This window comes from Tessaracoccus terricola (assembly GCF_054776555.1).
The window spans coordinates 1,112,701-1,139,537 of the sequence record NZ_BAAHBS010000005.1 but is presented as its reverse complement, the minus strand read 5'-3'; the positions used below and the strand labels follow the sequence as shown (position 1 = coordinate 1,139,537).

The 26,837-nt window shown below is 69.3% G+C and carries 25 protein-coding genes; 9 read left to right on the top strand and 16 right to left on the bottom strand.

Annotated elements, in window-relative coordinates:
* Positions 1-23: 23 nt before the first annotated feature.
* From ACYU7G_RS15220 to ACYU7G_RS15210, 3 genes are read right to left on the bottom strand one after another with little or no spacing between them, the layout of a single operon-like run.
* On the bottom strand, positions 24-1,151 hold the full coding sequence (locus tag ACYU7G_RS15220; protein WP_461109296.1) for a class I SAM-dependent RNA methyltransferase: 1,128 nt from the start codon (positions 1,149-1,151) through the stop codon (positions 24-26).
* Positions 1,148-1,570, bottom strand: coding sequence for a GNAT family N-acetyltransferase (locus tag ACYU7G_RS15215; RefSeq protein ID WP_461109294.1), 423 nt, complete (start codon positions 1,568-1,570; stop codon positions 1,148-1,150). The genes ACYU7G_RS15220 and ACYU7G_RS15215 overlap by 4 nt, the downstream gene beginning before the upstream one ends.
* The gene (locus ACYU7G_RS15210) at positions 1,567-3,582 is read right to left on the bottom strand and encodes an APC family permease (protein WP_461109292.1); all 2,016 of its coding nucleotides are present in this window, start codon (positions 3,580-3,582) and stop codon (positions 1,567-1,569) included. The genes ACYU7G_RS15215 and ACYU7G_RS15210 overlap by 4 nt, the downstream gene beginning before the upstream one ends.
* A 52-nt stretch (positions 3,583-3,634) precedes the next feature.
* Here ACYU7G_RS15210 and ACYU7G_RS15205 point away from each other — a divergent pair, with 52 nt between their 5' ends.
* Together ACYU7G_RS15205 and ACYU7G_RS15200 are read left to right on the top strand one after the other, a co-directional pair.
* On the top strand, positions 3,635-4,339 hold the full coding sequence (locus ACYU7G_RS15205; protein WP_461109290.1) for a potassium channel family protein: 705 nt from the start codon (positions 3,635-3,637) through the stop codon (positions 4,337-4,339).
* Positions 4,340-4,347: 8 nt separating this feature from the next.
* Complete coding sequence (locus ACYU7G_RS15200) at positions 4,348-5,034, top strand: potassium channel family protein (protein ID WP_461109288.1); 687 nt, start codon at positions 4,348-4,350, stop codon at positions 5,032-5,034.
* Here ACYU7G_RS15200 and ACYU7G_RS15195 read toward each other — a convergent pair.
* The 4 genes from ACYU7G_RS15195 to ACYU7G_RS15180 are packed head-to-tail and all read right to left on the bottom strand — an operon-like array spanning position 5,031 to position 7,085.
* Positions 5,031-5,405, bottom strand: coding sequence for an OB-fold nucleic acid binding domain-containing protein (locus tag ACYU7G_RS15195; RefSeq protein WP_461109286.1), 375 nt, complete (start codon positions 5,403-5,405; stop codon positions 5,031-5,033). The genes ACYU7G_RS15200 and ACYU7G_RS15195 overlap by 4 nt on opposite strands.
* Positions 5,405-6,172 carry a DUF3710 domain-containing protein gene (locus ACYU7G_RS15190; RefSeq protein WP_461109284.1) on the bottom strand — a complete coding sequence of 256 codons (768 nt, stop codon included), beginning with the start codon at positions 6,170-6,172 and terminating at the stop codon, positions 5,405-5,407. Before ACYU7G_RS15190 ends, ACYU7G_RS15195 begins: the two co-directional genes overlap by 1 nt.
* Positions 6,169-6,630, bottom strand: a complete 462-nt coding sequence (gene dut / locus ACYU7G_RS15185) for a dUTP diphosphatase (protein WP_461109624.1) — start codon at positions 6,628-6,630, stop codon at positions 6,169-6,171. Before dut ends, ACYU7G_RS15190 begins: the two co-directional genes overlap by 4 nt.
* Positions 6,631-6,632: 2 nt before the next feature.
* The gene (locus tag ACYU7G_RS15180) at positions 6,633-7,085 is read right to left on the bottom strand and encodes a DUF3093 family protein (protein ID WP_461109282.1); all 453 of its coding nucleotides are present in this window, start codon (positions 7,083-7,085) and stop codon (positions 6,633-6,635) included.
* 64 nt (positions 7,086-7,149) lie between these two features.
* Here ACYU7G_RS15180 and ACYU7G_RS15175 point away from each other — a divergent pair, with 64 nt between their 5' ends.
* Positions 7,150-7,452, top strand: a complete 303-nt coding sequence (locus ACYU7G_RS15175) for a DUF4235 domain-containing protein (protein WP_461109280.1) — start codon at positions 7,150-7,152, stop codon at positions 7,450-7,452.
* Between the two features lie 3 nt (positions 7,453-7,455).
* On the opposite strand, the gene ACYU7G_RS15170 is transcribed toward ACYU7G_RS15175, so the two are convergent.
* A complete protein-coding gene (locus ACYU7G_RS15170; RefSeq protein WP_461109278.1) occupies positions 7,456-7,752 on the bottom strand; it encodes a DUF4193 domain-containing protein in 297 nt (98 codons plus the stop codon).
* Between the two features lie 166 nt (positions 7,753-7,918).
* On the opposite strand from ACYU7G_RS15170, the gene sepH reads away from it, so the two are divergent.
* Entirely contained in the window at positions 7,919-8,875 is a 957-nt protein-coding gene (gene sepH, locus ACYU7G_RS15165) for a septation protein SepH (RefSeq protein WP_461109276.1), read from the top strand.
* 66 nt (positions 8,876-8,941) lie between these two features.
* On the opposite strand, the gene ACYU7G_RS15160 is transcribed toward sepH, so the two are convergent.
* From ACYU7G_RS15160 to ACYU7G_RS15140, 5 genes are all read right to left on the bottom strand, one after another.
* Positions 8,942-12,817: a family 20 glycosylhydrolase gene (locus ACYU7G_RS15160; protein ID WP_461109274.1), complete on the bottom strand. Its 3,876-nt coding sequence runs from the start codon at positions 12,815-12,817 to the stop codon at positions 8,942-8,944.
* 150 nt (positions 12,818-12,967) lie between these two features.
* Positions 12,968-13,609 carry a thymidine kinase gene (locus ACYU7G_RS15155; protein ID WP_461109272.1) on the bottom strand — a complete coding sequence of 214 codons (642 nt, stop codon included), beginning with the start codon at positions 13,607-13,609 and terminating at the stop codon, positions 12,968-12,970.
* Entirely contained in the window at positions 13,602-14,843 is a 1,242-nt protein-coding gene (locus tag ACYU7G_RS15150) for a glycosyltransferase (RefSeq protein ID WP_461109270.1), read from the bottom strand. Before ACYU7G_RS15150 ends, ACYU7G_RS15155 begins: the two co-directional genes overlap by 8 nt.
* The gene (locus tag ACYU7G_RS15145) at positions 14,843-15,961 is read right to left on the bottom strand and encodes an alkaline phosphatase family protein (RefSeq protein WP_461109268.1); all 1,119 of its coding nucleotides are present in this window, start codon (positions 15,959-15,961) and stop codon (positions 14,843-14,845) included. Before ACYU7G_RS15145 ends, ACYU7G_RS15150 begins: the two co-directional genes overlap by 1 nt.
* A complete protein-coding gene (locus ACYU7G_RS15140; RefSeq protein WP_461109266.1) occupies positions 15,961-16,581 on the bottom strand; it encodes a DUF5998 family protein in 621 nt (206 codons plus the stop codon). Before ACYU7G_RS15140 ends, ACYU7G_RS15145 begins: the two co-directional genes overlap by 1 nt.
* On the opposite strand from ACYU7G_RS15140, the gene ACYU7G_RS15135 reads away from it, so the two are divergent.
* The 4 genes from ACYU7G_RS15135 to ACYU7G_RS15120 all read left to right on the top strand — a co-directional run bounded on the left by ACYU7G_RS15135 (position 16,580) and on the right by ACYU7G_RS15120 (position 22,349).
* A complete protein-coding gene (locus ACYU7G_RS15135; protein WP_461109264.1) occupies positions 16,580-17,608 on the top strand; it encodes an App1 family protein in 1,029 nt (342 codons plus the stop codon). The genes ACYU7G_RS15140 and ACYU7G_RS15135 overlap by 2 nt on opposite strands.
* 17 nt (positions 17,609-17,625) lie before the next feature.
* Complete coding sequence (locus ACYU7G_RS15130) at positions 17,626-20,076, top strand: DNA gyrase/topoisomerase IV subunit A (protein ID WP_461109262.1); 2,451 nt, start codon at positions 17,626-17,628, stop codon at positions 20,074-20,076.
* 71 nt (positions 20,077-20,147) lie between these two features.
* Positions 20,148-20,639: a beta-class carbonic anhydrase gene (locus ACYU7G_RS15125; protein ID WP_461109260.1), complete on the top strand. Its 492-nt coding sequence runs from the start codon at positions 20,148-20,150 to the stop codon at positions 20,637-20,639.
* Between the two features lie 9 nt (positions 20,640-20,648).
* Positions 20,649-22,349 (top strand): L-lactate permease, encoded by a 1,701-nt coding sequence (locus ACYU7G_RS15120; protein WP_461109258.1) that lies wholly within the window; start codon positions 20,649-20,651, stop codon positions 22,347-22,349.
* Here ACYU7G_RS15120 and ACYU7G_RS15115 read toward each other — a convergent pair.
* Positions 22,327-23,532: a hypothetical protein gene (locus ACYU7G_RS15115; protein ID WP_461109256.1), complete on the bottom strand. Its 1,206-nt coding sequence runs from the start codon at positions 23,530-23,532 to the stop codon at positions 22,327-22,329. The genes ACYU7G_RS15120 and ACYU7G_RS15115 overlap by 23 nt on opposite strands.
* An 8-nt stretch (positions 23,533-23,540) precedes the next feature.
* Positions 23,541-25,622 (bottom strand): DNA gyrase/topoisomerase IV subunit B, encoded by a 2,082-nt coding sequence (locus tag ACYU7G_RS15110; protein WP_461109254.1) that lies wholly within the window; start codon positions 25,620-25,622, stop codon positions 23,541-23,543.
* Between the two features lie 108 nt (positions 25,623-25,730).
* Between ACYU7G_RS15110 and ACYU7G_RS15105 the strand changes: the two genes are divergently transcribed.
* Positions 25,731-25,928 carry a DUF7455 domain-containing protein gene (locus tag ACYU7G_RS15105; RefSeq protein WP_461109251.1) on the top strand — a complete coding sequence of 66 codons (198 nt, stop codon included), beginning with the start codon at positions 25,731-25,733 and terminating at the stop codon, positions 25,926-25,928.
* Between the two features lie 49 nt (positions 25,929-25,977).
* Here ACYU7G_RS15105 and nudC read toward each other — a convergent pair whose 3' ends face one another.
* Complete coding sequence (nudC, locus tag ACYU7G_RS15100; protein WP_461109249.1) at positions 25,978-26,826, bottom strand: NAD(+) diphosphatase; 849 nt, start codon at positions 26,824-26,826, stop codon at positions 25,978-25,980.
* Positions 26,827-26,837: the final 11 nt, after the last annotated feature.

Sequence of the window (26,837 nt, the reverse complement as noted above, 5' to 3'; positions counted from 1 at the left end):
AAGAGTCTAGGGGGACAATCTGCTCAACGCTGCAGGATGGCCACGCACTCCACATGGTGGGTCATCGGGAACAGGTCCCAAGCATCGATGAACACGGGCGAGTAGCCCAGTTCGGTGAAGGTCGCTAGGTCACGCGCCAGTGCCGCCGGGTCGCAGGCGACATAGGCGATGGCGCGTGCATCGAGGGCCGCCACCCGGGCGACCACCTCGGCTCCGGCGCCCTTGCGCGGCGGGTCGAGGACCACGAGGTCGGCCCGCTCGGGGAACCGGTCCAGCGCCTTCGCCAGCGGCGCGGCGATGAACTCCGCCTCCGGCACGTTGCGGCGGGCGTGGGCGATGGCGTCCCTGCTCAGTTCGATCCCCAGCACGTCGCAACCGGCGTCCACGAGGGAGCCTGCGAACAGCCCGACGCCGCAGTACAGGTCCAGCGCGCTCTCCCCCGGCTGCGGGACCAGCCCCTCGAGGACGGCGGTGGTGAGGACCTCGGCGGCCCTGGGGTGCACCTGCCAGAACCCGGCGGCGGAGACCGTGTAGTCACGTCCGTGGACGTGTTGGATCACGTTCCTGCCGCCCTGCTTGAGGCGACCGTCGGCCAGGACGGTGACTGCGCCGTCGGCGTTGACCACCTCGAGTTCCCGGGCACCGGCGGCGAACCGGCGTAGGCCCGCGACGTCGGGGCCGGGCGCGGCCACCATGCAGCCCTGAGCGGGCAGGGGGACAATCTCGTTGCTGCGGCGGCCGCGCAGCCCCACCGCGCCGTCGGGGGCGACGCCGTAGCGCATTCGGGTTCGAGACCCCTCGGGGGCGCCAACCGACTGCACCCGACCTTCCCACTCGATGCCCGCCATCCGCTGCAGCAGCTCGGCAACCACCGCCGTCTTGAGGTCCAGTTGGGTCTCGGTGGAGGCGTGCTGCCAGTCGCAGCCGCCGCACTCCAACGCGATGGGACAGGGCGGCTCAACGCGGCCGGCAGCCGGCTCCAGCACCTCCACCACACGAGCCCTCTCGAACCGCTTGGAGGTGGAGGTGATCTCGGCCCGCACCCGCTCGCCGGGCAGGCCACCGGTGACGAACACCACCTTCTCCCCCACACGGCCGACGACGCTGCCGCCATGGGCCACCCGTTCGAGCTCGATCTCCACGACCGTCACGCGCGGATCATCGGCACGTGGTCGATTCCTGCCTCGGTGAAGGGGTCTCCCGTCGTCACGTAGCCGTACTTGGCGTACCAAGCCTCCAGATATGCCTGCGCGCCGATCCTGATTGGTTCGCTCCCCCACCGTCGGTGGGCCTCGTCGAGGATCCTTCCCGACAGTCCCTTGCCGCGATGGCTGGCCAGCGTGCACACCCGCCCAATCCTCCGCACCTCACCGTGGGCCAGCACCCGCAGGTAGCTGACGATGACCGAACCCTCCTGGATCCACATGTGGGTGGTGGTGGGCAGCAGGTCCAGATCGTCGACATCGGGCTCGTCACACTGCTGCTCGACGGCGAAGACCACGTCGCGAATCTTCCAGATCTCGTACAACTGAGTAGTGGTGAGCTGGTCACCGGTGACGGCGTGGATCATTGCTCCATCGTAGGGCCGTTCCTGCGGCCACGAGGAGTGGATGCGCGCCGGGCCCGTTCCTTCGCCGATCCTGACGAACGCAGCTGGTAGGGCACGCTGATCACCATCACACCCGCCATGAAGTGCAGGCGGGTGCGGATGAACAACGCCGTCTGGTTGTGCAGGACGGCCTCCCACCAGTGTCCGACGACGTACTCGGGGATGTAGACCGCCACCACGTCGCGCGGGTTGGAAGTGCGCAGTTCTGAGATGAACTTGATGAACGGCCCCGTGATCTCCCGGTACGGGGATGCGATGACCGTCAGCGGGACCCCGAAGTGCTCGGCATCCCACTGCCGCACCAGCTCACCGCTGGCCTCCGGGTCCACCGCCACCGCCACCGCACTCAGGCTGCTGCTGTGGCTGGCCCTGGCGAAGTAGACGGCCTTCGCCGTCGGCCGGTTCACCTCCTGCACCAGCACCACAGCGCGGACCCGGCTGGGCAGGGCACGGTCGGAGTCGTCACGCAGCGCCACCTCGTCGGCCACGCTCCGGTAGTGGCGGCTGATGAGGGTCATCATCGAGTACATGACGGCCATGGCCACCAGGGCCATCCAGGCACCGTGGGTGAACTTGGACACCAGCACTACCAGCAGCACCAGGCCCGTGAGGGCCGCGCCCGTGGCGTTCACTGCCCGCGAGCGGAGCATGCGACGGCGGGCCGCCTGCTGCGTCTCCTGCCGCAGAGCACGGTTCCAGTGGCGCACCATGCCGCTCTGGCCCAGCGTGAAGGAGATGAACACGCCAACGACGTAGAGCTGGATAAGGGCCGTCACCGAGGCGTCGAAGACCCACACCAGCACCATGGCGGTCACGGCGAGGCTGATGATGCCGTTCGAGAACGCCAGCCGGTCCCCCCGCGAGTGGAGTTGCTTGGGCAGGAAGCCGTCGCGCGCGAGGATGTTCGCCAGGCTCGGGAAGCCGTTGAACGCCGTGTTGGCGGCCAGGAACAGGATCAGCATCGTCGCGGTCACCACGATGTAGAACGCGGGCTGGAACCAGTCGCCGAACACCACGCGCGCGAGTTGCCCGATTACGGTGACGGCCGCGGTGTGGATGGTGTTGCCGTCCGGGTCGACGTAGTGGGCGCCGGTGAGCTCGTCGATCAGGTGCACCCGGGTGAGGTGGGCCAGCGCCATGATGCCGAGCACCATCGTCACCGCGAGCGCACCGAGCAGCCCCAACACGCTCGCGGCGTGCCTGCTCTTGGGCTCCCGGAACGCCGGCACCCCGTTGCTGATGGCCTCCACCCCCGTGAGGGCGGCACAGCCGGAGGAGAACGCGCGCGCGATGACCGCCACCAGCACCCAGCCCACCGCATCCTTCGCACCGTCGGGGGCGACCACCACGAGGTGCGCGGTCTCGCTGGCCAGCGGCTGCCCGAGCACCAGGATCCGGAACAGGCCGACGCCGATCATCAGCAGCACCGAGCCCATGAACACATAGGTGGGGAACGCGAAGAACGCGCCGGACTCCCGCACCCCGCGGAGGTTCATGACCGTCAGGAGGAGGATCACGGCCACCGCGATGCCCACCTCGTGCCCGTCGATCCAGCCGAACATGGCCTTGGCGTTGAGCACGCCGGCCGAGACCGAGACCGCCACGGTCAACACGTAGTCCACCATCAGCGCCGAGGCCACCGTCAGGCTGGCCGGCCGGCCGAGGTTGGCGGCGGCCACCTCGTAGTCTCCGCCGCCCGAGGGGTAGGCGTGAACGGTCTGCCGGTAGGACCACACGACCACTGCCACCACCACGGCGACCGCCACCCCGATCTGCCAGGAGAACAGGTAGCCGGCCATCCCGGCGAGGGACAGCGTGATCAGGATCTCGTCCGGGGCGTAGGCCACCGAGCTGAGCGCATCGGAGGCGAACACGGGCAGCGCGAGGCGCTTCGGCAGGAGGGTCTCCCCCAGTTTCTCGTTCGGGAGCCGACGCCCGACAACCAGGCGCTTGAGCCCGGAAAGGATCTTCACCAGCACACGGTAGACCCGCACGGCCGTGCGTGGGAACACCGCGCTGGATAGGATGTCCAGCACCCCGTCAGGAGTGGAAGGAGGCGGTTTCGTGCACATCGTGATCATGGGCTGCGGACGCGTCGGCGCGATGCTCGCCCGAGGCCTCGAGAAACGTGGCCACGGCGTCGCCGTCATCGACGTCGACGTGGAGGCGTTCCGTCGCCTCGGCCCCGATTTCCAGGGCACCACGGTCAAGGGTGTCGGCTTCGACAGGGAGATCCTCGAGGCCGCCGGGATCCGCAGCGCCGACGGTTTCGCAGCAGTCTCCAGCGGCGACAACTCCAACATCCTCGCCGCCCGGGTGGTGCGCGACGGCTACCACATCGACAACGTCGTGGCCCGCATCTACGACCAGGGCCGGGCGTCGGTCTACGAACGCCTGGGCATCCCGACCGTGGCCACCGTGCGCTGGACCGTCGGGCAGGTCCTGCGCCGACTGCTCCCGGAGGGCAGCGAGCCGGTCTGGCGGGACGCCTCGGGCGAGGTGCGCCTGCTGCAGGTGTTCGTGCACAGCGGCTGGGTGGGCAAGCGGGTCAGGGACCTGTCCGCGGCCGCCCACGCGCCGATCCCGTTCATGTCCCGGATGGGCCGGGGCATGGTCCCCGACAGCGAGACCGTCTACCAGGACGGTGACACCATCTTCGTCGGGTGCGAGACCGAGCGCACCTCCGACATCGAGACCGTCTTCGCCGTGCCGCCGGCGAAGCACCACTAGGAGGACCGATGCGTGTCGCAATCGCCGGTGCCGGCAACGTCGGGCGTTCGATCGCCCGGGAGCTGATCGCCAACGGCCACCAGGTCCTGCTCATCGAGAAGGACCCGCACGCCATCAAGCAGGACTCCGTCCCCGGGGCCACCTGGGTCCAGGCCGACGCCTGCGAACTGGAGAGCCTCGAGGAAGCCGAGATCGAGAACTGCGACGTCGCCATCGCCGCCACCGGCGACGACAAGGCGAATCTGGTGCACTCCCTGCTCGCCAAGACCGAGTTCGGCGTCCCGCGCACCGTGGGCCGGGTCAACCACCCGGGCAACGAGTGGATGTTCGATGAGGTCTGGGGCGTCGACGTCGCGGTCTCCACCCCGCGAATCATGTCCGCCCTCGTGGAGGAGGCGGTCTCCACCGGCGAACTGGTGAAGCTGTTCACGTTCAACCGCTCCACCACCAGTCTGTCTGAGATCCGCCTGCCGGCCGGCAACCCGTTCGTGGGCCGCCGGGTACGCGACCTCGAACTACCCCCGGATGTCGCGCTCGTGGCCCTCATCCGCGACGGCGTCCCCCTTGTCCCCGAGGCCGACGGGGCACTCGAGGACGAGGACGAGATGCTCTTCCTCGTGGCCCAGGAGTCCCAGGCCGAGCTGGCCACCATGTTCGAGGGTCCGGCCCCCACCGACGAGGGGTACGTCTCCTAGAGCAGGACTTCGAAGTCCGGGTTGTAGATGACGTTGCCGTCCTCGTCCCGGGCCAGTCTGCCCGCCACGAGCAGTTCGGTCCCCGGCAGGACGCACTCCAGCCGACGGTGTCCCATCCAGACAAGCTTCACCGAACCCGAGCCGTCGCTGAGCTCCGCCTCCAACCAGCCGGAGTCGGGCTGCGTGGTCATGGAGGACACGGTTCCGCGCAGCCTGACCACCGAGCGCGGGGACGCCTCGGAGATCTGCTGTGCGCCGCTCTCCCGTGCGCGTTCCTGCTGGTCCGCCGCCTCGAGTTCCTCGGCGGTGGCGAACAATCGACGGATGCGGGCCCCGAGCGACCTGCGCGGGGACCCGGGACGGTCAGGCATCACTGCTCCGGTTGCTTCTCCCCGGTGGGTACGGTCATGGGCAACAGGCTGCCGGGGGCGGCCGGGTTGGTGCCGCGACGGACCACGAGGTTGCTGAAGAACTCGAACAGGGTGACCTGCGCGTCGCGGTCCTGCGGTTCCAGGGCGGCACGGCCCATAAGGACTCCGCGGAGCACCCAGCCGGGACCGCTGACCAGCCAGGTGCGGGACACGTGGATGGCGGGGTTGCCCTTGGGGTCGGTGACGGGGAGGCGCCGGCGCAGCTCGGCACCGAACGGGCCCCGCACCACCTGCACGCGGCCCTTCTCCCGTTCGGTGGCGGCGATGATCTCCTCGCGGATCTCTGGGATGAGCGAGGTGCGCATGGGGCCGGCGAAGGCCGCCACCTCGATGGCGGATTCGCCGTCGGCGACGAGGATGGCCTGGACCTTCTGCTTGGTCTTGTCCACCTGCAGTTGCATCTTCATGTTGTCGAACGGCGTGACCACGATGGTGCCGAGGTCGAGTCGCTTGGTGTCGTCCGCCTCGAGGTCCACCTCCTCGATGTCGAAGGGGCCCCAGTCCCTGTCGAAGCCGGCGTCCCACTCCTGCCACTTCTCGGCGTCGGGGTGCGGGCTCGACTCGTCCGCGGTGGGCTCGTCGTCAGCGACGGTGCCCTCCTCCTCCTCGGCGGGGAGCTCCTCTTCCTCGAGGGCCTCCTCCACCACGTCGAGGTCCTCGCGGACCTCCTCATCGGCGGGTTCGTCGCGCTTGCGTCCGAAAATCACTGGTTCTGCCTTCCTGGCCGTTCTGGGATCTGGTGACCCACACCCGTTGAACCATAACCACCCGAGCCCCGCTCCGTCTCGTCGAGGTCATCGACAGGAGAGAAACGGGCGGTCACGAACGGCATCACCAGCAGTTGGGCGATCCTGTCGCCGGCCGAGAGTTCGACAGGTTCGCGTGGGTCGAGGTTGACGAGGCACACGAGCACCTCGCCGCGGTAGCCGGAGTCGATCACCCCGGGGGCGTTGACGATGCTGAGCCCTGTGCGTGCCGCCAGGCCGGAGCGGGGGGTGACGAGCCCGACGTGGCCCTCGGGCAGGGCCAGCCGGACACCGGTGTGCACGAGCACGCGCTCCCCGGGGGCGATGGTCACGTCGTGGGTGCAGCGCAGGTCCGCCCCCGCGTCGCCGGCCCGGGCGTACGTGGGCAGTTGCCCGGGTGAGTCCAGGACGACGTCGATGTTCACGCGTCCCCCTTCGCGATGTCGGTGATGGCAGCGGCGAGTTCGTCGGCGCGGCGGGAGCTTACGATCCAGTGTGGGTGGGGGTCCGCCGGGTCCGCGATGCGGACCCGAACGAGGTCCTTCACGTAGGGGCGGGTGTGCAGGAGGTCCCTGGGGTCTGCCCCGGCGGCCATCGCCGTCGCGGCGGCCTCGCCGTGCAGCGCCTCGGCGGAGGCGATCCACTCCCCCTCGATCCTGAACCGGCCGACGGTGAGCGTGCCCTGCTCCACCCGGACGGCGGCGTTGCCGTAGGAGAACGCCAGGACGGCCAGCGCGACGCCGATGAGTCCCACCACGACGCCGCCGAGTTCGATGGGGACGTAGGCGAGCACGGCCACCGTGAGGCTGACCACCAGCACCACCAGCAGCAGCCACCACACCCAGGGCACGCGGAGACGTTCTTGATAAGCCACGGGTCCCAATCTAGCCCGCCCCGTGCACCATAATGAACTCAAGTCAGGCAACGAGAGGAACACCATGGCTTTGTCCGAGAAGGTCTTCTGGAAGATCTACGCCGGCGTGCTGGGAGCCGCCACCCTGCTCATCTCCCAGAAGCTGGTCACGAAGGCCTGGGAGGCAGCAACAGGCGACGAGCCCCCGGACCCGAACGACCCCGAGACGCCACTGTCGAGCGCCGTTTCATGGGCGATCGCGAGCGGGCTCGGGGTCGGGATGTCTCAGCTGGTGATGAACCGCTTCATCCAGCGCCGGTGGCTCAAGAACATGGGCCACCGGGCGCCGGGAGACCTCAGCAACAAGCTGGACCTCGGCAAGAAGTAGGGCTCAGACGCAGTCGACGCAGTACGGCAGGCCGTCCTTCGTCTCCGCGAGCTGGCTCCTGGACTTCACGAGGAAGCACGAGGCGCAGGTGAACTCGTTGGCCTGCCGCGGCAGCACCTTGACGGTGAGTTCCTCGTGGGAGAGGTCAGCGCCCGGGAGTTCGAAGGATTCGGCCGCCTCGACCTCGTCCTCGTCCACCTTTCCGGAGTTCTTGTCGTTGCGGCGAGTCTTCAGCTCCTCGATGGAGTCCTCGGAGAGCTCCTCGTCGGTCTTGCGAGGGGCGTCATAATCAGTGGCCATGTTCAGGTCCTTTCCCTGCGCACTGCGAAATGTCGGACCCTGCCGACGTGTAACGGCGACATGGTACACAGCGCAGCCAACTTTGGCGAAGAGTCTCGTGCGCCGTGCCCACAACGGCTTGTGACACGCTGATAGGTTGTCAGCCAACAGGAGTACAGGAGAGCCAATGGACAGTGCACTCAGCCCACGGGAGATCCAGGCCCGGATCCGCGGCGGCGCCTCGGTTTCCGAGGTGGCCGAGGAGGCCGGCGTGGACGTCGAGCGCATCCGCGGATTCGCGGGTCCCGTCCTCGCCGAGCGGGAGCACATGACCCGGACCGCACTCGCATCGACCGTGCGTCGCCGCGGCGACGGCACCGGCCATCGGAAACTGGCGGACATCATCACTGAACGGCTCGAGGCCCGCGGCATCGACGCGGACGAAGTCTCCTGGGACTCGTGGCGGATGCCTGACCGGCGGTGGGCCCTGCTGGGCCGCATCGAGGATGAGGACGAGGCCGCCTCGCGCTCCGCGGAGTTCCTCTTCGACCCGAAGGGCCGCTTCAACGTCGCCGCCAACGCCGACGGCCGCTGGATGATCGGCGAGCAACTGCCCGGCGTGGACAGCCCGGACAACGAGAACACGGTGGACTTCCAGGACGAACTCGCACTCGTCCGCGCCACCCAGGACACCCCGGACGTGCCGGGCGATGACGTGCCCAGGGTGGAGTCCTCCTACGACTCGGAGGCCACCTCGGAGCTCGATGACCTGTACGACATGATGAGCGGCATCAGCGAGGACTCGGTGCGCATCTACGTCGGCCTGGACGACGACGGGCAGCCTGTGCAGGACGCTCCCGCGCAGGAGGTCGCCGCCGAGCCCAGCACCCCTCCCCGGGCCGTTGAGGAGCCCGCACAGGACTCCACGCCCGAGCCGGAGGCGCAGGAGGCGGCAGCAGCCGCCCCGGTTCCCACCGAGGCCACCCCTGAGGAGGAGCCGCAGGTGACCGAGCCGGAACAGGACGCCCTCGTGGAGGCGCCGGAGGGGGCGCCCGAGCCCGAGAAGCCGAAGTCCCGTCGTCGCCGCGCGAAGATCCCCAGCTGGGACGAGATCATGTTCGGCGGTCCCACCAAGGACTCCTGAGGACCCGGACCAACGACGAGAGGGCCGCCCGGTTGATCCGGGCGGCCCTCCTTTCGGTAGTGCTGATCAGCGGAACTGCACGATGTTGTTGAACACCCACTTGTCCACGAGCCCGTAGCTCCAGGTGCCGTCCGGCCGCTGGACACCGGAGCCCAGGTTCTGCATCCAGATGTAGCTGCGGCAGCCGTTGCTCCCGGTGGCGGGCGTGTTGCACTCCGTACGCCAGTTCCTGCCGTCGGTCGCCGTCCACGCACCCGGCTTGCCCAGCGGGTTGTTGGCCCACAAGCTCTTGGCCGAGGGCAGGTAGGTCAGGTTGTTGAAGTGCCAACCGGTGGTCTGCCTGAAGACACCGGCGTCGTGGGTCACCTGGGTGGACCAGATGTCGGTGAAGCAGCGGATGGTCTGCGAGTAGGGCTCACAGGTGGTGTGCCACTTGCGGCCGTTGACGTCGTGGTAGCCGGGCGTGGTGTACACGTCGGCGGCCTCCCAGTGCTGGCCGCCGTCGTGGGGGGTGACGGTGACGGTCGCTGTGGGCCCGGTGGTGGGCTCCGACGTCGGATCCTTCGTGGGCTCCGGCGACGGATCCTTCGTGGGACCGGTCGGCGTCACGCTCGGATCCGGCGAGGGATCCGGCGTCGGGGTGACCCCACAGTCCTCGGCGGGGGTCCAGAGCTCGGGGACCAGCGGCTCGACCGGCGGGACCTCGCCGTCGGATGCCTCGTAGAACTCGATCTCTCCCCAGGTGGCCCACACGTGGCTGGCCGTCTGCGGCGTGAGCAGCTGCAGGCGCACGTGGCGGGTGTCGACGTCCACGTCCAGCTGGAACGGGTCGGCGCCGTTGGGGACCTGCACCCCGGCCTCCAGTGTGGTCCAGGTCTGCCCGTCCTCGCTGACCTGCACGTCCAGGGTCCTCACCCGGCCGTTGGCGCTGTCCTGGCGCGGCACGAGCACGAGGGTCTCGAGCTCACGGGACTCGCCCAGGTCGAAGGAGACCCAGTGCGGGTACTCGGCGGCCGGAGGCGACCAGCGCGAGTGCCAGTAGCTCTGGCGGTCACCGTCGACGAGCGCCTCCGCCACGCCGTTGGGTGCCGACTCGTTGGGCGCCTCGGAGGAGGCGTCGGCGGTGATGTCGGTCACCCTGGTGCCCGGGATGGGCTCGGTCTGGGAGTCGACGTCGATGACCTTCTCGACGAAGCGTCCGGCCGCGTCCTGGAGGCGGAGCATGTGCTCGCCCTTGAGGGTGCGGTAGGGGACGTAGTGGCTGACGAAGGCGTTGCCCTCGTCGTCGCTGTGCACCGAGCCGATCCGCTGTCCGTCCCAGATGACGTCGATGTAGGAGTTCGGGGTGACACCGGTGACGTCGACGCCGACGCGGGCGTCGTCGCGCACGAGGGTGGCCGCCAGGGTCATCGTCGGGGCGACGCACTCGTCGATGCCGGGCACGGCCGGGGGCTCGTGGTCCTCGGTGGCGGTGACGGTGCCGCCCAGGACCTGCCCGTCGGACAGCGTGACGGTGACGTCGTAGCTGCCGGCCGTGGCGTAGGTGTGCTCGGCGCCGATCCGGTAGAGACCCGCCCCTGCCACCGGGGTCCGGGGCGCATCCGTGACGAACGTGCCGACGACCGGGTCCGACCCGTCGCCGAAGTCGATCGTCGCCGTGAGTGGCTCGGTGACCACCGAGCGGCTGGCGCTGTCGGCGTCGTCGACGGAGTCCACGACGATGCTGGTGGCGTCCGGGGACGCCTTGGTGCCGGGGGCGGCCACCTGGGCGACGTCGACGCGCAGCGCCTCGGCGACGCCGGTGCTCGTCTCGATCCCGGCGGCCTGCATGCCCCACTCGACCTTGTTGCCGTCGTAGAAGTTGCGCTCCATGGTCGCCAGACGGGGGCCGATGGCGGCCATCCGGGTCAGGAACTCACCGACGTTGCGGTCCTCCCGCTGCGTCCAGCCCACCTCAGCGTGCGAAATGGCGCGGGGGAAGATGAGGAACTCGTTCTGCTCGCCACCGCGGTGCGTCTCGGACCACAGCGGCGCCTCCGGCCCGAGGATGTCGGACTCCTGCGTGCCCGGGATCACCGTGGTGGGGTCCCAGTCGTAGTAGTGGTCCAGGTCACCCTGGCCGGCCCAGGTGAGGCCGATCGGGGTCTTGGAGTGGTACTTCATGTCCAGGTAGGCCTTGTTGGCCTGGGACATGACCACCTTGGCGCCCTGCGAGACTGCGCTGGAGACGCGATTGACGTCGCCGACCCAGTAGTGGATGACGTCGCCCTCGGTGAGGGTGTCGGCAGCGGAGATCTCGCTCCAGCCGATGGCTTTCTTGTCCAGGTCGCGGATGATGTCGATGGTGTTCTGGACGAACAGCACGTAGTCGTCGTGCGGGGTCACGTGGGACTCGTCGCCGCCGATGTGGATGTACTCACCGGGGGTCATCGCGGCGATCTGGCCGAAGATGTGTCGCAGCGAGACCCAGGTCTGCGGGTTGTCCACGTCGAGGGTGGACTCTCCGACGTTGCCGTTGTTCTGCTCCATCGTGGTGCCGTAGACCGTGGTGGCCGGGCGGGACTTGTCCGAGTTGAGCTCCGGGATGGCATGCAGCATGGCCTTGGTGTGGCCGGGCACGTCGATCTCGGGGATGACGGTCACGAAACGCTCCGCGGCGTAGGCGAGGATCTCCTTGTACTCCTCCTGCGTGTAGTAGCCGGTACGGCCCAGTTCCTGGTTGTAGGCGTACTGGTGGGAGAGCATCGCGGACTGGCCGGAGATGCCGGTGAGCCGTTCGTAGTCCACCGGGTCACCCTCCTCCTTGCCCTCGTTGGTGATCTCGATGCGCCAGCCCTGGTCGTCGGCCAGGTGGAAGTGGAGGCGGGACTGCTTGAACGACGAGAGGGTGTCGATGATCTCCTTGACCTCCTCGACCTCAACGAAGGAGCGGGCCGGGTCCAGCTGGATGCCGCGGTGGACGAAACGGGGCGCGTCCTCGATCTCGACTGCGGGGGCGCTCCAGTCGGCGACGACGGGGGTGCTCGACTCGATCATCGCGGGGAGCAACTGGCGCAGTGTGCTGGTGCCGTTGAACAGTCCGTGCGCGCTCGAGGACGTGATGACGGCGCCGTCCGCGGTCACCACCAGGCTGTAGCCCTCCTCGGGGCTGCGGCCACCGAGGCCCTCGTACGCCTCGTCGAGCACCAGGCGGATGGAGTTGGTGGGGGCGGACCCGACGACGGGCAGCGCGAATCCCGTGGAGGTGCGCAGACGCTCAGCGAGCAGCTCGGCCACGGGCGCAGCCTCGCCGGAGGCCTCGAGGCGGGTGTCGGCGTCGAGGACGAAGGGCTCGCCATCAGTCTCGGTCACCTGCTGCGGCAGGGGCACCAGCGCCAGCTCGGTGGTCGGCACGGTCACCGGTTCCGGACCGTCCCACACCTGGAGTTCGAACAGGGACATGCCGTACTTGGTGCCGCCGATGGGGGTGCGCTCGATGCCCTGCATCCGGACGAACTTCCAGGCGGTGCCGGCGGTCTCCTCGTTCAGCGTCTGGGTGTCGGCGGCTCCACAAGTGGGCTGGATCTCGGCCGTGGCGTCGACGAAGGACTCGCCGTCGGTGGAGACCTGCAGCTTGTACCGCGCGGCGCAGGCGTCCTCCCACAGGATGGTGACGTGGTGGACGACGGTTGCCTCGGCCAGCTCCACCTGCACCCATGCGTCATCGGCGGTGTTGGAGGACCAGCGGGTACCGGGGTCACCGTCGTTGACGGCTGCGATGGGCCATCGGCCGTCGGAGACCTCGGTTCCGGAAGCGGTGGCGGTGCCACCCTCGGACTGGAGCGCGACGTTGGTGCCGTCTGCCGCCTGCGAGACGGTGGGGGCCCAGGTGGCCACCATTCCCGTCACCAACAGGGCCAGCGCAGAGATCACGGCCAACACACGGGACGCTTGGGAGCGCATCATTGCACCTCTTCGTGGAGTATGGACGGCGTCGCCACGGGGCTCGGCGACTGCGTAGATAGTGACACAGCCGCTCGCCCGTGGGCGTCCCCCGGCCGCACATGTGAAGCCGGAGTGATTGTTTTCGCCTGCCGGCCGGTTGCCCTGCGCTCAGGTTCCGAAGGGCAGCGGCTCGGGCGAGAGCGTCGCCCGGGCCCGGGTGGCGGTGACGCGGCGACGGTGGTGCGCGCGGCACAGCACCTCGTAGCGCACCTCGTCGTCGCCGACGGTGTCGCCCACCACCACCTGGGAGCCCTCGGTGACCATGATCCCGTCGACGGTGCGGGCGTTGTGGGTGCCCTTCTTCCCGCACCAGCACAGTGGCCCGATGGGCAGGGTCTCGACACGATCCGCCAGCTCCACCATCCGCTTCGACCCGGGGAACAGTTCGGTGCGGAAGTCGGCGAGGATCCCGAACCCGTAGACGTCGAGCTGGAGCTCGTCGACGATGCGTGCCAGCTGGTCGACGTGCTCGGACTCGTAGAACTGCACCTCGTCGCAGACCAGGTAGTCCACCCGCTTGCCGGTGGTGAGTTCCCGGATCACGTAGTTCCAGAAGTCGAAGTCCGCGGAGACCTCGATGGCCTCGGTCTCCAGCCCGATGCGGGAGGTGACGCGTGGCGTGCCGGAGCGGTCCTGGCTGGTGAAGACCCGCCCGGCGCGGCCATGGGTGGACTGCGTGTGGTTCAACTGCAGCGCGAGCGTCGACTTGCCACAATCCATCGGTCCCGTGTGGAAGATCAGCTCAGCCACCCTGTCCCACCTCTTCCTCCAGCAGCGCCTTGTAGGCGGCCTCGTACAGTTCCCCGGTGCGTCGGGGCGTCAGCCCCGGCATCAGCTCCGCGGCCGCGGCGGACATCGAGCTGCGCAGCTGCGGATCCATGATCCGGCGCATCCCGGCGGCCAGTGCGGCAGAGCCGGGACCGGTCAGCAGGGACGACTCCTCCGAGAGGCCGACGGTCAGCCTGTCATCACACAGCAGCACCGGCAGGCCGGCGGCGACGCCCTCGGCGATCACGAGGGCCTGCGAGTCGAACCGGAAGCTGCTGAGGGCCAGCACGTCGGCGTTGACCAGTTCGTAGGCGATGGCGTCCAGCGAGCTGAGGTGGCCGCGCATGTCGATGTTGTCGGCGCCCCGGGCCAGTGACTTCAGCAGGTCGCGCTGGTCGCCGTCGCCGACGATGACCAGTTCCGCGTTCGGCAAGTCGGCCCGCCGGAAGGCTTTCACCAGCACGTCGAGGCGTTTCTCCTTCGCGAGCCGGCCGACGGACAGGAACCGCACCACACCGTCGTCGGAGCGCTCCCGCTCCGTCTTGCCGATCGCCTCCAGCATTCCCCGGTTCACGCCGGTGGGAACCACGAACCCGCGCAGTTCACGGTCCGCCGCTTCTGTGATGAGGTCCTTCATGAAGGGCGACGGCACGGTGTAGGCGTCCACCTTGCCGGCGATGTCGGCGAAGGAGGCCCAGTCCATCCGGGCCGCCACTCCCCCGGTCTCGTGGTCCTTGTGCGGGAGCCGCGAGCGCAGCGGGGACTTCCGGCTGGCCCGGGTCAGGAACGGGTTGATCAGCACCTGGTAGGACAGCGTCCCGAAGATGGAGGACCGGACCGTCTGGTGGGTGCCTGCGATGTTGGCGTGGAAGGTGTGCAGGTGCGGGATCCCCTGCAGCCGCGCGATCCGCGAGCCGAGCACGAGGGCGCCGCGGTCCGTCTGCGAGTGGATGATGTCGAAGCGGCCCTGGGCGCTGATCAGGCGGGCGCGCCGCTCGGAGCAGTGCAGGACGCTCAGGTGGGCCGGCAGGCCCTCGAGGTAGATCGTCGGGCACTCGATGATGCGGCACACCCGGGGCTTCTCCAGGTGCCGGTCCGGGGCGATCAGGGTCACCTCGTGGCCGAGGGCCGTCAGTTCCTCGAGCTGCGTCTGGACGGAGCGCGAGATGCCACCCGACGACGGGAAGAAGTCGTCGATGAGGATCGCGATCCGCATCAACGAGGTCCGACCATGAACAGGGGCACGAGCATCTCGGCCGGCGTGAGGGAGCCGTGCATGCCCACCAGTCCGAACTCGCCCGGGAAGTTGTTGCTCATCACGGCCCAGTCCTCGCGCATCGCCACCAGCACGTCGCCGATCCGCGGCACCACCGCGGGCTCGGGGTCGGGGCCGAACCAACCGGCGGCGATGGCGTCCTCGCGCAGCAGCACCTCGGCGCGCTCCCCCATGAAGGTGGCCCAGGCGGCGGCGAGTGCCGGTGCGTCGTCGCCGTAGAGCTGGCGCAGGCGGCCCTCTCCTGCAATGTGGCGGAACCCGCCCAGTGCAGTGTGGTCCTCGGCGACGATCTTGCGGTTCTGCGGCACGTTCACCATGCCGTGGTCCCCCGTGACCAACAGGCACACGTCGTCCGGCAGCGCCTGCGCCAGGTGGGCCACCAGGTCGTCGACACGCGCCAGTTCGTCGAGCCACTGCCAGGATCCGACGCCGTGGCCGTGGCCGTGGTGGTCCAGCAGCCGTTCGTAGGCGTAGATCACGTCGCTGCCCTGCAGCGCGGTGGCGATCAGCTCGGTGAAGTGGTCCGGGTCGGCCTCCAGTTCCACCCCGTGGTGGACCGTGCCGCCGAAGGCCATCCGGGTGAGGGCGCTGTCGGCGAACCTCGTGAGGCTCACCGCCGCGCTGGGGTGGCCGCCCTCCGCGAGCCGGGAGAACACGGTCGGCCGCATCGCGAAGGCCGCGACGTCCTCGGGGCCACCCTCCCAGCTGAGGGCGTTCAGGACGCGGTCGGCCGCCGGGTCCAGGAAGGTGTAGCCGACGACGCCGTGGTGGCCGGGGACGGTGCCGCATCCCAGGCTGGTGAGCGAGGTGGCCGTCGTCGACGGGACCCCGCAGGTCAGTGTCAGGGCCGCCGGCATCAGCGCGGCCAGGTGCTCGGCGTGGTCCGCGTGCTCCGCCAGCGGGTACCAGCCCAACCCGTCGACCAACAAGATGACGTACTTGCGTGCCCGGGGGAGGTCGATCACGGGGGCCGCGCCCGTGAGCCTGGCCTCGATGCTGGGCAGCAGGTTGGCGAGCGTGGCCCCGTCGTAGTCGGGCAGGACGAACTCGGGAACCATCAGCTGATCCGGCGCTGCAGCAGCGCCCCGAACTCCAGTAGGCGCCTGGTGTTGTGGTCCCCGTCGCCGGCGGGGCTCATCCGAAGGGTGAGGTCGTTGGGCACCTGCATGCCCGTGAAACCATGGTCCGCGTCACAGTCCGGGTCCTCGCAGGCGGCCGGGCCGATGTCCAGGCGGCGCGCGGCCCCCCAGACCAGCGTCAGCCACGTCTCCACCAACTGTGCGTCCCTGGCTGGGAAGGTCTCCGGGTTGGCGATGGAGCGGGTGACCACGACGGAGTCCACCGCCCGCAGCGCCACCACCTCGGCGGTGGTCAGGGCGCGTCCGGGCACCCCGTTGTCCCCGTCGTCGGTGTGGCAGATCAACAGTTGCTTCTCGGTGAGCACGAGCACGGTCATGTGACGTTGCACCTCATGGCCCGCGAAGGTGGCTTCGTGGTGGACCAGGTGGCCCTGCACCTCTGCCCCGCCAAGCCCTCCGGCGATGGTGTCGCACACCAACTGGGGGTAGAAACCACACTCCGCGATCTCTGCGACCAGGTCAGCGGGAAGTGGAGTTCGGGTCTGGCTGGAGTGGGTCACCCGGCCATTGTTCCACGCCTTCGCTAAGTTGTGGTCCATGAAGTCGCGCCCCTTCTTCGCCGCACGCATCGAGGACCGCATCAACCGACTGCTGAACCGGGTGCTGTTGCGTCTGGGGTGGCAGGAGTCGGTGGTGGCCTACACGGGCTTCGGCACGCAGGACCAGATCCGCGTGCTCGCCCGGATGGTGCTGCGCCCTCCGAGCCAACTGGGCATCGTTCAGGCGGCCACCGAACTGATCAACCGTCGGGGCTGGCGCAACTTCATCAACGCCGCTCTCGTGGACTCGCCCGCCACCGTCGTGATCGGGGAGGAGCGGGTGGAGGTGGCCTCGGACCGGGGCGGCTACATCGACGTGCGACTGCGCAACCCGGGACTGGAGCCGGGCTGGCACAGCATCCAGATCGAGGGCTCCCGCGGCGCCTCGACGCTCGCCCCGGTGCAGGTGATCGACTCCGAGGAGACCTTCGGCATCGTCAGCGACATCGACGACACCATCATCTCCACCTGGCTGCCCCGGCCCCTCGTGGCAGCCTGGAACTCGTTCGTGCTCACCGAACAGGCCCGGCAGGCGGTGCCCGGGATGGCGAGGATGTACCAGCAACTGCTGGAGCAGCACCCGGGGGCGCCGATCATCTTCGTGTCCACGGGTGCCTGGAACACCTACCCGATGGTGCGCCGCTTCATCGCCCGGCACGGCATCCCGGACGGCGCGATGCTGCTCACCGACTGGGGCCCCACCAACACCGGCTGGTTCCGCAAGGGCCCTGACCACAAGCGGACCTGCCTGCGCGAGCTGGCGCGGGACCTGCCGAACATCCGCTGGCTGCTGGTGGGCGACGACGGCCAGCACGACCCGGCGCTCTACGCCGAGTTCGCCAGTCTCCAGCCGGAGCACGTGCGGGCCCGCGCCATCCGGCAACTCACCCCCGGCGAGCACGCGCTGGCCCACGGCTCGTTGACCGAGCCTCCCGGGGACGAGCAGAACTGGTCGCCCGACACGGCGCCGGAGGTGCGTGCACCCGATGGCGACGGTCTGGCCGATAAGCTGCGCACGATCATCTGAAAGGGGACCTCTGCCACATGGCGACCAAGACGCCCGAGGACGACACCTTCACCGAGCACATCCTTGACACCGATGTGACGGAGGAGATGCAGACCAGCTTCCTGGAGTACGCGTACTCCGTCATCTACTCGCGTGCCCTCCCGGATGCGCGCGACGGCCTGAAGCCGGTGCAGCGCCGCATCTTGTTCTCAATGGACGAGATGGGGGTGCGCCCCGACAGGGGCCACGTGAAGTGCGCCCGCGTCGTCGGCCAGGTGATGGGCGTTCTCCACCCCCACGGCGACACCGCCATCTACGATGCCCTCGTGCGCATGGCGCAGCCCTGGGCGATGCGGCTGCCCCTCGTCGACGGGCACGGCAACTTCGGCTCCCTCGACGCCGGACCCGCCGCGATGCGCTACACCGAGTGCCGGATGGCCACCCCCGCGCTGGCCATGACCCGCGGGCTGGCCGAGGACACCGTCGACTTCAAGCCCAACTACGACGGCCGCGAGTCCGAGCCCAGCGTGCTGCCCGCCGCCTTCCCGAACCTGCTGGTCAACGGTGCCACCGGGATCGCCGTCGGGATGGCCACCAACATCGCACCGCACAACCTCATCGAGGTGGTGGCGGCCCTCAAGCAGCTGCTGCGCAAGCCCGGGATCGAACTCGACGAGCTGATGCGCTACCTGCCCGGCCCGGACTTCCCCGCCGGCGGCAAGATCATCGGCCTCGACGGGGTCCGCGACGCCTACGAGACCGGCCGCGGCACCTTCCGGATCCGCGCCACCGCACGCATCGAGAAGGTCAGCCCACGCCGGATGGGCATCATCGTCACCGAACTGCCCTACATGATCGGCCCCGAGAAGATCATCGAGCAGATCCGCAAGGGCGTCCAGGACAAGAAGCTCACCGGCATCTCCGACGTCAAGGACCTCACCGACCTGGCACACGGCACCCGTCTGGTGATCGAGGTGAAGAACGGCATCAACCCCGAGGCCCTCCTCGAACAGCTGTACAAGCAGACCAAGCTGGAGGACACCTTCGCCATCAACGCCGTCGCCCTCGTGGAGGGGGAGCCTCGGACGCTGAGCCTGAAGGAGATGCTGCAGGTCTACCTGGACCACCGCCTCGACGTGGTGCTTCGCCGCAGCCGCTTCCAGCTGGGGAAGGCCTCGGACCGGCTGCACCTCGTGCGTGGCCTGATCACCGCCATCGCCGACATCGACGACGTGATCGCCATCATCCGCACCTCCGACGACGCCGCCCAGGCCCGCGCCCGCCTGATCGCGGCCTTCGACCTGGACGAGGTGCAGGCCAACTACATCCTCGACATGCAGCTGCGGCGCCTCACCAAGTACTCGACGATCGAACTCGAGAAGGAGGCCGACGAGCTCGCCGAGACCATCGCGGGGCTCCGGGAGATCATCGAGGACCGCGAGGTGCTGCGCCGGCTCGTCGCGAAGGAGCTCGACGACGTCGCCAAGGAGTTCGGGACCCCGCGCCGCACCGTCCTGCTCGCCTCCAGCGGGAAGGCCAGCACCGCCGCCGCCCCGCTCGAGGTGCCCGACGACCCGTGCTGGGTGCTGCTGTCCGGGACAGGCCTGGTGGCGCGCACCGACGTCGACACCCCGCTGCCCACCGAGGGACGCTCGGCGCACGACGTCATCGTCTCCGCCGCCCGGACCACCGCCCAGGGCGAGTTCGGGGTGGTCACCAACCGCGGACGCGTCCTGCGGGCCCGGGCCATCGAGCTCCCCACCGTTCCACTGACAGCCACCGCGCCGTCGCTGCAGGGCGGTTCGCTCGCCACCGAGTTGTGGCCGCTGGAGCCGGGCGAGCACCCCCTTTGCGTCACCACCCTGGACCCCGACTCCCTGGGGCTGGCCGTGGGCACCCGGGCCGGTGTGGTCAAGCGGGTCAAGGCGGAGCAGCTGTCCAAGGACTCCTGGGACGTCATCCGCCTCGACGACGGTGACGAACTCGTCGGCGCCGTGGAGCTGCGCACCGAGGACGTGGACCTTGCGTTCATCACCTCCGACGCGCAACTGCTGCGCTTCCCCGCCACCGGCGTCCGTGCGCAGGGCCGCACCGGCGGCGGCGTGGCCGGCATCAAGCTGGGCAAGGGCGCACGGGTGGTGTGGTTCGGCACGGCCGATCCCGCCACCGACGAGGTGGTCACCATATCCGGCAGCGCCACCGCCCTGCCGGGGACCGAACCCGGCGCCGCCAAGGTGACCCCCCTGTCCGAGTACCCGGCCAAGGGGCGCGCCACCGGTGGCGTCCGCTGCCACCGCTTCCTGAAGGGTGAGGACACCCTCCTGCTGGCCGCCATCGGCCACGCGCCCGTGGTGGCGACGGCCGCCAGCGGCTCCCCCGTGCAGCTGCCTCCCAACACCGGCCGCAGGGACGGCTCCGGCGTCGCCATGCCGCAACCCGTCACAGCGCTGGCCGGCAGGCACACGGGGGGCCCCGCCCAGGAGTCGTGACCACCGATGGGCACCGGTTCGGGCCGCGGGGCGACTTAGGAGTAGCATCGCCGACCGAAGGAGAGTGAGACATGAACTTCGACGACCTGTTGGCCGCCAACCGCACCTACGCCGAGGACTTCCCGCACAAGGGGTTCGACGGCATCGCCCGCGCAGGTGTCCTGATGATCACCTGCATGGACTCCCGCATCGATCCGCTGGACATGATCGGGCTCGGCCACGGTGACGCGAAGATCCTGCGGACCCCCGGAGGCGTGGTCTCGAGCACCACTCTCACCGGCGTGCTGCTGGGCGTCCAGATCCTGAACGTTGACCGAGTGATGATCGTGCCCCACACCAAGTGCGCGATGGCCTCGGGCACCGACGCCGACATCCGCCAGGTCATCGCCGAGCGCAACGGCCTGGACACCACCTGGCTGAACTTCGGGGCGTCCCCGGACCAGCTGGCCCGCCTCCGCCGCGACCACGAGATGGTCTCCAACCACCCGCTGGTCAAGGACCGCGCCGAGGTGGGCGGGTTCATGTACGACGTGGACACCGGCCTGCTCGAGCAGATCATCTGATCCTGCTCGATGACCCCACTGGAAGTCTTCGCACCTGACGCCAACCCGCTCGGTGCGCAATGGTTGTCTGCCCTCGTGGCCTGCCTGCCGATCGTGGCGATGCTAGTGACGCTCGGGGCGCTGCGTTGGAAGGCCCACCTCGCAGGACTGTTCTCGTGGTTGGTGGCGGCCGGCATCGCCGTGGTGGGGTTCGGCATGCCGCTCGGCACCACGCTGGCAACCAGCGCCCACGGTTTCGCCTACGGCATCTTCCCCATCGTGTTCATCCTGCTGACTGCGATCTGGATGTACGAGGTGACCGTCGCCTCCGGACGCTTCGACGACCTGCGGCGCACGTTCTTCCTGATCAGCGACGACCCGCGCGTCGTCGGGCTGCTCGTCGCGTTCTGCTTCGGCGGGCTCCTGGAGGCCCTCGCGGGCTACGGCGCCCCCGTGGCGATCACGGCCGCCATGCTGGTGGCGGTCGGCCACTCGGCGCTGCGCTCGGCCTTGGTGGCGCTGCTCGCCAACACGGTTCCTGTCGCCTTCGGCGTCGTCGGGCTGCCCATCCTGATGGCCGCCCGCGTCGGCGGCTTCGACGACGTCCTGGCCGTCTCCCCCATCGCCGGCCGGCTCACCGCCATCCTCTGCCTGGTGGTCCCGTTCCTGCTGCTGGCCGTCATGGACGGCCGCTCGGGCGTCCGGGAGTGCTGGCCGATCGGCCTCGTCATCGGGGTCACGTTCGGCATCACCAAGTGGATCGTCTCCGCCACGCAACTGTTCTACCTGACCGAGATGTTCGCCTCCGTGATCAGCGTGGCAGTCGCGATCGCGTTCCTGCGCGTGTGGAAGCCGCGGGGAGCGGCGGCGGCCATGGCCCGGGTGGCGCAACCGCTGGACGCGGCGGCCGAGCGCACCAGCGCGCCGACCGCCGACGCGGCCGACGACGGCCCGGCCTTGCCGCCACTTCGGATCATGATGGCACTGGTGCCCTACGCGATGGTGATCGTGGTCTTCGGCATCGCGGCGATCCCTGCCGTCAAGGCGTTCCTCACCGGTCTGGAGGTCAGTTTCGCCTGGCCGTTCCTGCAGGACCTCGCCAATGCCGACGGCACGCCCTCGGCCCACCGGAGCTTCACGCTGGGGTGGGCGGCGAGCCCCGGGCTGCACCTCGCCATCGTGGCCGTCGCCACCGGGCTGGTCTACCGGATGACCCTGCGGGAGGTCTTCGGGGTGTTGTGGGCGCAGGTGACGCGCATGCGGTTCGCGGCCCTGACCATCGGGTTCGTCGTCGCGCTCGCGTACGTGATGGGCGATTCGGGCCAGACCCTGGCGCTGGGGCTGTTCGTCGCCGGAGCCGGCATCTGGTACGCGGCGCTGGCGCCCGTGCTGGGCTGGATCGGCACCTACGTGACGGGCTCGGACACTTCGGCGAACATTCTGTTCTCCGGCCTGCAGTCCAGCGTCGGGCACGAGATCGGGCCCGGGAGCCATCTGGGCACCGATGGCATGCGCGCCCTGCTCGTCGGCGCTGGCGCCACCGGCGGCGTGGTGGGAAAGATGATCTCACCGCAGTCCCTCGCCATCGCCGCAACCGCCATCTCCCTGCCGGGATCCGAGGCGTTGATCCTGCGCCGGGTGATCGGGTGGAGCCTCGGCCTGCTCGTGCTGCTGTGCGTCCTGTCCGGGCTGATGGCCACGCCCGTGCTCAGCTGGCTGCTGCCCCAGTAGTGCTTCCCGTGCGGGAGGCGTCCTCCGCCAGCACCACCAGCCGGCAGGCGCACGCCTGCCGGATGGTCTCCTCGACGGTGTCGCGTACCCCTTGCCGCATGGCGGGGTCCGTGGCCGAGACCACCGCGAAGTAGAAGGCCGAGAACACGGCCAGGAAACCGGAGACCCGCAGCATCTCCAGCGTGATGTCGTAGGTGCGCACCGACGAGGCCACCTCCACGACGGCCGTGGCGGGCGCTCCGGTCCACGCCTCCACCAGGGAGGCGTTGACCGTCAGCACGCCGAGCAGAACGAAGAACACGAATACGCTGCCGCCCACGATCGCCGCCACCACCAGCCGCGACAGCGTCGCGATCAGCCGCAGCGAGAGCCGCTGTTGCAGACCGAGCGGCGTGCGTGTCGGGAGGGTGACGAGGTGGCCGTGGCCCTCCAGCGGGGTGCCCACGAGCGCGGACTCGAGGTCCCCCTGGGTCTCGAACCGGGACAGCTGCGGCACCTGGGCGCCGCTGCGGGTGGACAGGAAGCTCAGCGAGAGCGCCACGAACAGCGCCATCAGGCCGAGGAACGGCCACAGGGTGAGGGTGGCGACCGCCTGCCACATCTCGCCGGTGAAGAAGAAGAACGTCACCACGCCGAGCAGGATGGGCAGGCTGCGAGCCAGGGAGCCGCTGGCGGCGAGGATCGCGGAGACCACCTCTCGTCCCAGGAACAGGAACAGCGAGACGACGCCGAACTCCACCAGCAGCAGGGAGATGCCCAGCACGAGCAACTGCAGCAGTGTCACGCCAGCGGCGGTGCCCAGCCGACTCTCCATGGAGCTGATCGTCAGGTCGCTGAAGCGCCAGCCGGTGTGCGGGGCCACCAGTGCCGTCAGGGTGGGTGCGAGGGTGAAGACCACCCCCTCGGGCCAGCCGAACTTCGCCACCGCCGCGAACAGCCGGCGGCCCCGCCACAGGTTGGCACCCACCCAGGTGGCGAGGATCGCCACCAGCCCGATGGCGGCTGAGATGAAGGCGTGGCCGGTGATCACCGGGACCATGAACACCATCACCAGGACGAACCAGACCAGCAGGAACGGCAGTGCCCGGACGCTGGCCTCCCGCTTGACGGACGTGTCGTCCACCAGGGCGGTGAGGCCCCGGTGGAAGAACCACTGGTCCACCGGGGTCCGGTCGGCGTGCACGGCGGGACTCAGACGTCGATCCGATCGGACTCCAGCGTGTAGGCGCCCCGCACGATGAACTCCTTGCGCGGGGCCACGTCGTTGCCCATCAGCATCTCGAAGACCGCCTCGGCCTCCTGCGCGTCGTCGACGGTGAGGCGCCGCAGCGTCCGGCGCCGCGGGTCCATCGTGGTCTCCGCGAGCTGGTGGGCGTCCATCTCACCGAGGCCCTTGTAGCGCTGGGGCTCCTTGAAGTTGACGCCCTTCTTGGTGAGCTCGGCCACCTTGCGCTGGTACTCGGCGTCGCTGTAGGTGTAGATGTACTTCTCCATCCCGCGCTTCGGGTTGGTCAGTTCGAAGCGGTGCAGCGGCGGCACGGCCGAGAACACCCGCCCGGCCTCCACCATGGGCCGCATGTAGCGGAAGAACAACGTGGCCAGCAGGCAGCGGATGTGGGCGCCGTCGGAGTCCGCGTCGGCCATGAAGATGACCTTGCCGTAGCGGGCGTTGTCCAGGTCGAAGGTGCGGCCGGACCCGGCTCCCAGCACCTGGATGATGCTGGCGCACTCGGCGTTCTTGAGCATGTCGCCCACCGAGGCGCGCTGCACGTTCAGGATCTTGCCCCGGATGGGCAGCAGCGCCTGGAACTCGGAGTTGCGCGCCACGTTCGCGGTCCCGAGGGCCGAGTCGCCCTCGACGATGAACAGTTCGCTGCGCTCGCCGTCAGCGGAGCGGCAGTCCTTGAGCTTGGCGGGCAGCGTGGAGGACTCGAGGGCGTTCTTGCGGCGCTGGTTCTCCTTGTGCGAGCGGGCCTGGACGCGGGTCCGGCCGGCCGCCACCACCTTCTCCATCAGGGAGCGGGCGATGGGCTTGACCGCCGCCTTGGAGCTCGTGAGCCACGAGCCCATCTCCTCCTCCACGATCCTGGCGACCAGCCGCTGCACGGGCGGTGTGCCGAGCACCTCCTTGGTCTGGCCCTCGAACTGCGGCTCGGCCAGCCTGACCGTGACGACGGCGGTGAGGCCCTCGAGGCAGTCCTCCCGGATCACCTCGTCGCCGTTCTTGAGGATGCCTCGGGTGCCCTCGAGGGACTTGGTGAAGGCCTTGAGCAGGCCGCGCTCGAAACCAGAGACGTGGGTGCCGCCCTTGGGGGTGGAGATGATGTTGACGAAGGACTTCAGCACCGTGTCGTAGCTGGTGCCCCAGCGCACGGCGATGTCCACCTCGAGGTCACGGTCCACATCGGTGGCCGTCATCGCACCCGAGCCGTCGAGCATCGGCACGGTCTCGGTGAACTTGTCACGCCCCTGCAGGCGCAGCACCTCGGTGAGGGGCGCGTCCGGTGCCAGGTAGTCGGCGAACTCGGTGATCCCTCCGAGGTGCTGGAACTCCTCCGAGGTGCGCTCGGGGCCCCGGTTGTCGTTGACGACGATCTTCAGCCCCGGGACCAGGAAGGAGGTCTGGCGCGCCCGGTCCAGCAGGTGCTGGAGGGACAGTTGGGCGTCCTTGAGGAAGATCTGCCGGTCGGTCCAGTAGCGCACCCTCGTGCCGGTCTTGGCCTTCGCCACCTTACCGGTCTTGCGCAGGCCGCTCTGCGGTGTGAACGGAGCATCGGGGCCGTCGCCGTCGAAGACGCCGGGGACACCCCGGCGGAAGCTCATCGCCCAGGTGGCGCCGCCCCGGTCCACCTCGACGTCGAGGCGGGAGCTGAGAGCGTTGACCACGGAGGCACCCACGCCGTGGAGGCCGCCGGTGGCGTTGTAGGAGGAGTTGCCGAACTTCCCGCCCGCGTGCAGCTTGGTGTAGACCACCTCGACGCCGCTCAGGCCGGTGCGGGGCTCCTTGTCCACCGGGATGCCGCGGGCCTGGTCAACCACGGTGACCGAGCCGTCATCACCGAGGGTGATCTCGATGGCCTCCCCGAAGCCGGACAGCGCCTCGTCGACGGAGTTGTCGATGATCTCCCAGAGACAGTGCATCAGGCCCCGGGTGTCGGTGGAGCCGATGTACATGGCGGGACGCTTGCGCACCGCCTCCAGGCCTTCGAGCACCAGGAGGTTCTTGGCCTCGTAGTCGCGGTTGGTGTGTGGGACGTTCTTCGGGGACTGCACCCCGTCAGGCTACCGAACGTAATGACAAGTTTGTCGTTACGCCCCGGGAACATTCCGCGGACCCGGTACGTTGGAACATACGAAGAAGCAACTTGAGAGCGAGGCGAGATGACCGAAACTGCTGTTGACCCCGCCCTGACCGCCATGGACCGCTGTGACCGGTGCGGCGCACAGGCCTACCTCCGAGTGATCCTCCCCAGTGGTGGAGAGCTCATGTTCTGCGCGCACCACGCCGCAGCACACCGCGAGAAGCTCGATCAGGTTGCAGCTCGGATCCAGGACGAGACGAGCAAGCTGCAGGGCTGACCTGCACGGGTTGAACATGACGGGCCCGGGAGATCCTCCCGGGCCCTTGTCATGCCCCGGGCCGCGGGAGCCTCCCGGCCAGCCACTCCTCCACGAGGTACCGGGCGATGGAGACCCCGCCGGGCAGTGACGCCTCACCCCGCCCCACCGCGTCCAGCAGTTCTGCGCGCGTCCAGTACCGTGCCTCGACGATCTCCACTCCGTCGACCTCGATGCGGGCATCAGGTGCCGCGGCGGCGAACCCGAGCATCAGGGACCGGGGCATCGGCCAAGGTTGCGAGGAGACGTAGCTGACCGCTTCCAGGTGCACCCCGACCTCCTCGGCCACCTCGCGCCACACGGCCTGTTCGATGGACTCCCCCGGCTCCACGAACCCGGCGATCACCGAGCACCTGCCCTCGGGCCAGCTGGCCTGCCGCCCCAGCAGGAGCCTGTCGTCGGGGTCCGTGATGGCCACGATCACCGCCGGGTCCTGCCGGACGAACGCCAGCACGCCGCACTCCGGGCAGCGGCGACGTGCGCCGCCGGGCTCGGGAACTGTCGGGGTGTGGCAGGCCTCGCACAGGGGCCGGGTGCCGTGCCAGCGAAGCAGGGCCACCGCCGCCGCAGTCAGTTCCCAGTGGTCCGGGTGGCTGGCACGCCACGTCGTGGGCTCACCTGCCGTGACGGGTGTGGGGCGAGCGAACCAGACCCGTCCGAGGTGGTTCCCCAGCAGCACGTCGCTCTCCCGGAGTGCGCCCGGCTCGGACATGGCCACGGGCGCGCCGCCCTCGCCGGCGAACCGCCCGGAGTCGTCCACCTCGAGGACCGAAGCCCCCTCCCACAGGGCCGCGACCCGCTCCGGGGTGCGTTCGGTCTCCAGCCGGTCCAGGGCCGACGGCTTGTTCCACGGGTTCAAATCTCTGCCTC

Bases quoted from the DNA above. Each gene is read 5' to 3' on its own strand.
- ACYU7G_RS15135 (WP_461109264.1), top strand. From the start codon at position 16,580: ATGAAGTCGCGCCCCTTCTTCGCCGCACGCATCGAGGACCGCATCAAC.
- ACYU7G_RS15175 (WP_461109280.1), top strand. From the start codon at position 7,150: ATGGCTTTGTCCGAGAAGGTCTTCTGGAAGATCTACGCCGGCGTGCTG.
- ACYU7G_RS15160 (WP_461109274.1), bottom strand. From the start codon at position 12,817: ATGCGCTCCCAAGCGTCCCGTGTGTTGGCCGTGATCTCTGCGCTGGCC.
- ACYU7G_RS15215 (WP_461109294.1), bottom strand. From the start codon at position 1,570: ATGATCCACGCCGTCACCGGTGACCAGCTCACCACTACTCAGTTGTAC.
- ACYU7G_RS15150 (WP_461109270.1), bottom strand. From the start codon at position 14,843: ATGCGGATCGCGATCCTCATCGACGACTTCTTCCCGTCGTCGGGTGGC.
- ACYU7G_RS15145 (WP_461109268.1), bottom strand. From the start codon at position 15,961: ATGGTTCCCGAGTTCGTCCTGCCCGACTACGACGGGGCCACGCTCGCC.
- ACYU7G_RS15120 (WP_461109258.1), top strand. From the start codon at position 20,649: ATGACCCCACTGGAAGTCTTCGCACCTGACGCCAACCCGCTCGGTGCG.
- ACYU7G_RS15195 (WP_461109286.1), bottom strand. From the start codon at position 5,405: ATGCCTGACCGTCCCGGGTCCCCGCGCAGGTCGCTCGGGGCCCGCATC.
- ACYU7G_RS15170 (WP_461109278.1), bottom strand. From the start codon at position 7,752: ATGGCCACTGATTATGACGCCCCTCGCAAGACCGACGAGGAGCTCTCC.
- ACYU7G_RS15205 (WP_461109290.1), top strand. From the start codon at position 3,635: ATGTCCAGCACCCCGTCAGGAGTGGAAGGAGGCGGTTTCGTGCACATC.
- ACYU7G_RS15140 (WP_461109266.1), bottom strand. From the start codon at position 16,581: ATGGACCACAACTTAGCGAAGGCGTGGAACAATGGCCGGGTGACCCAC.
- ACYU7G_RS15125 (WP_461109260.1), top strand. From the start codon at position 20,148: ATGAACTTCGACGACCTGTTGGCCGCCAACCGCACCTACGCCGAGGAC.
- ACYU7G_RS15200 (WP_461109288.1), top strand. From the start codon at position 4,348: ATGCGTGTCGCAATCGCCGGTGCCGGCAACGTCGGGCGTTCGATCGCC.
- ACYU7G_RS15130 (WP_461109262.1), top strand. From the start codon at position 17,626: ATGGCGACCAAGACGCCCGAGGACGACACCTTCACCGAGCACATCCTT.
- ACYU7G_RS15105 (WP_461109251.1), top strand. From the start codon at position 25,731: ATGACCGAAACTGCTGTTGACCCCGCCCTGACCGCCATGGACCGCTGT.
- sepH (WP_461109276.1), top strand. From the start codon at position 7,919: ATGGACAGTGCACTCAGCCCACGGGAGATCCAGGCCCGGATCCGCGGC.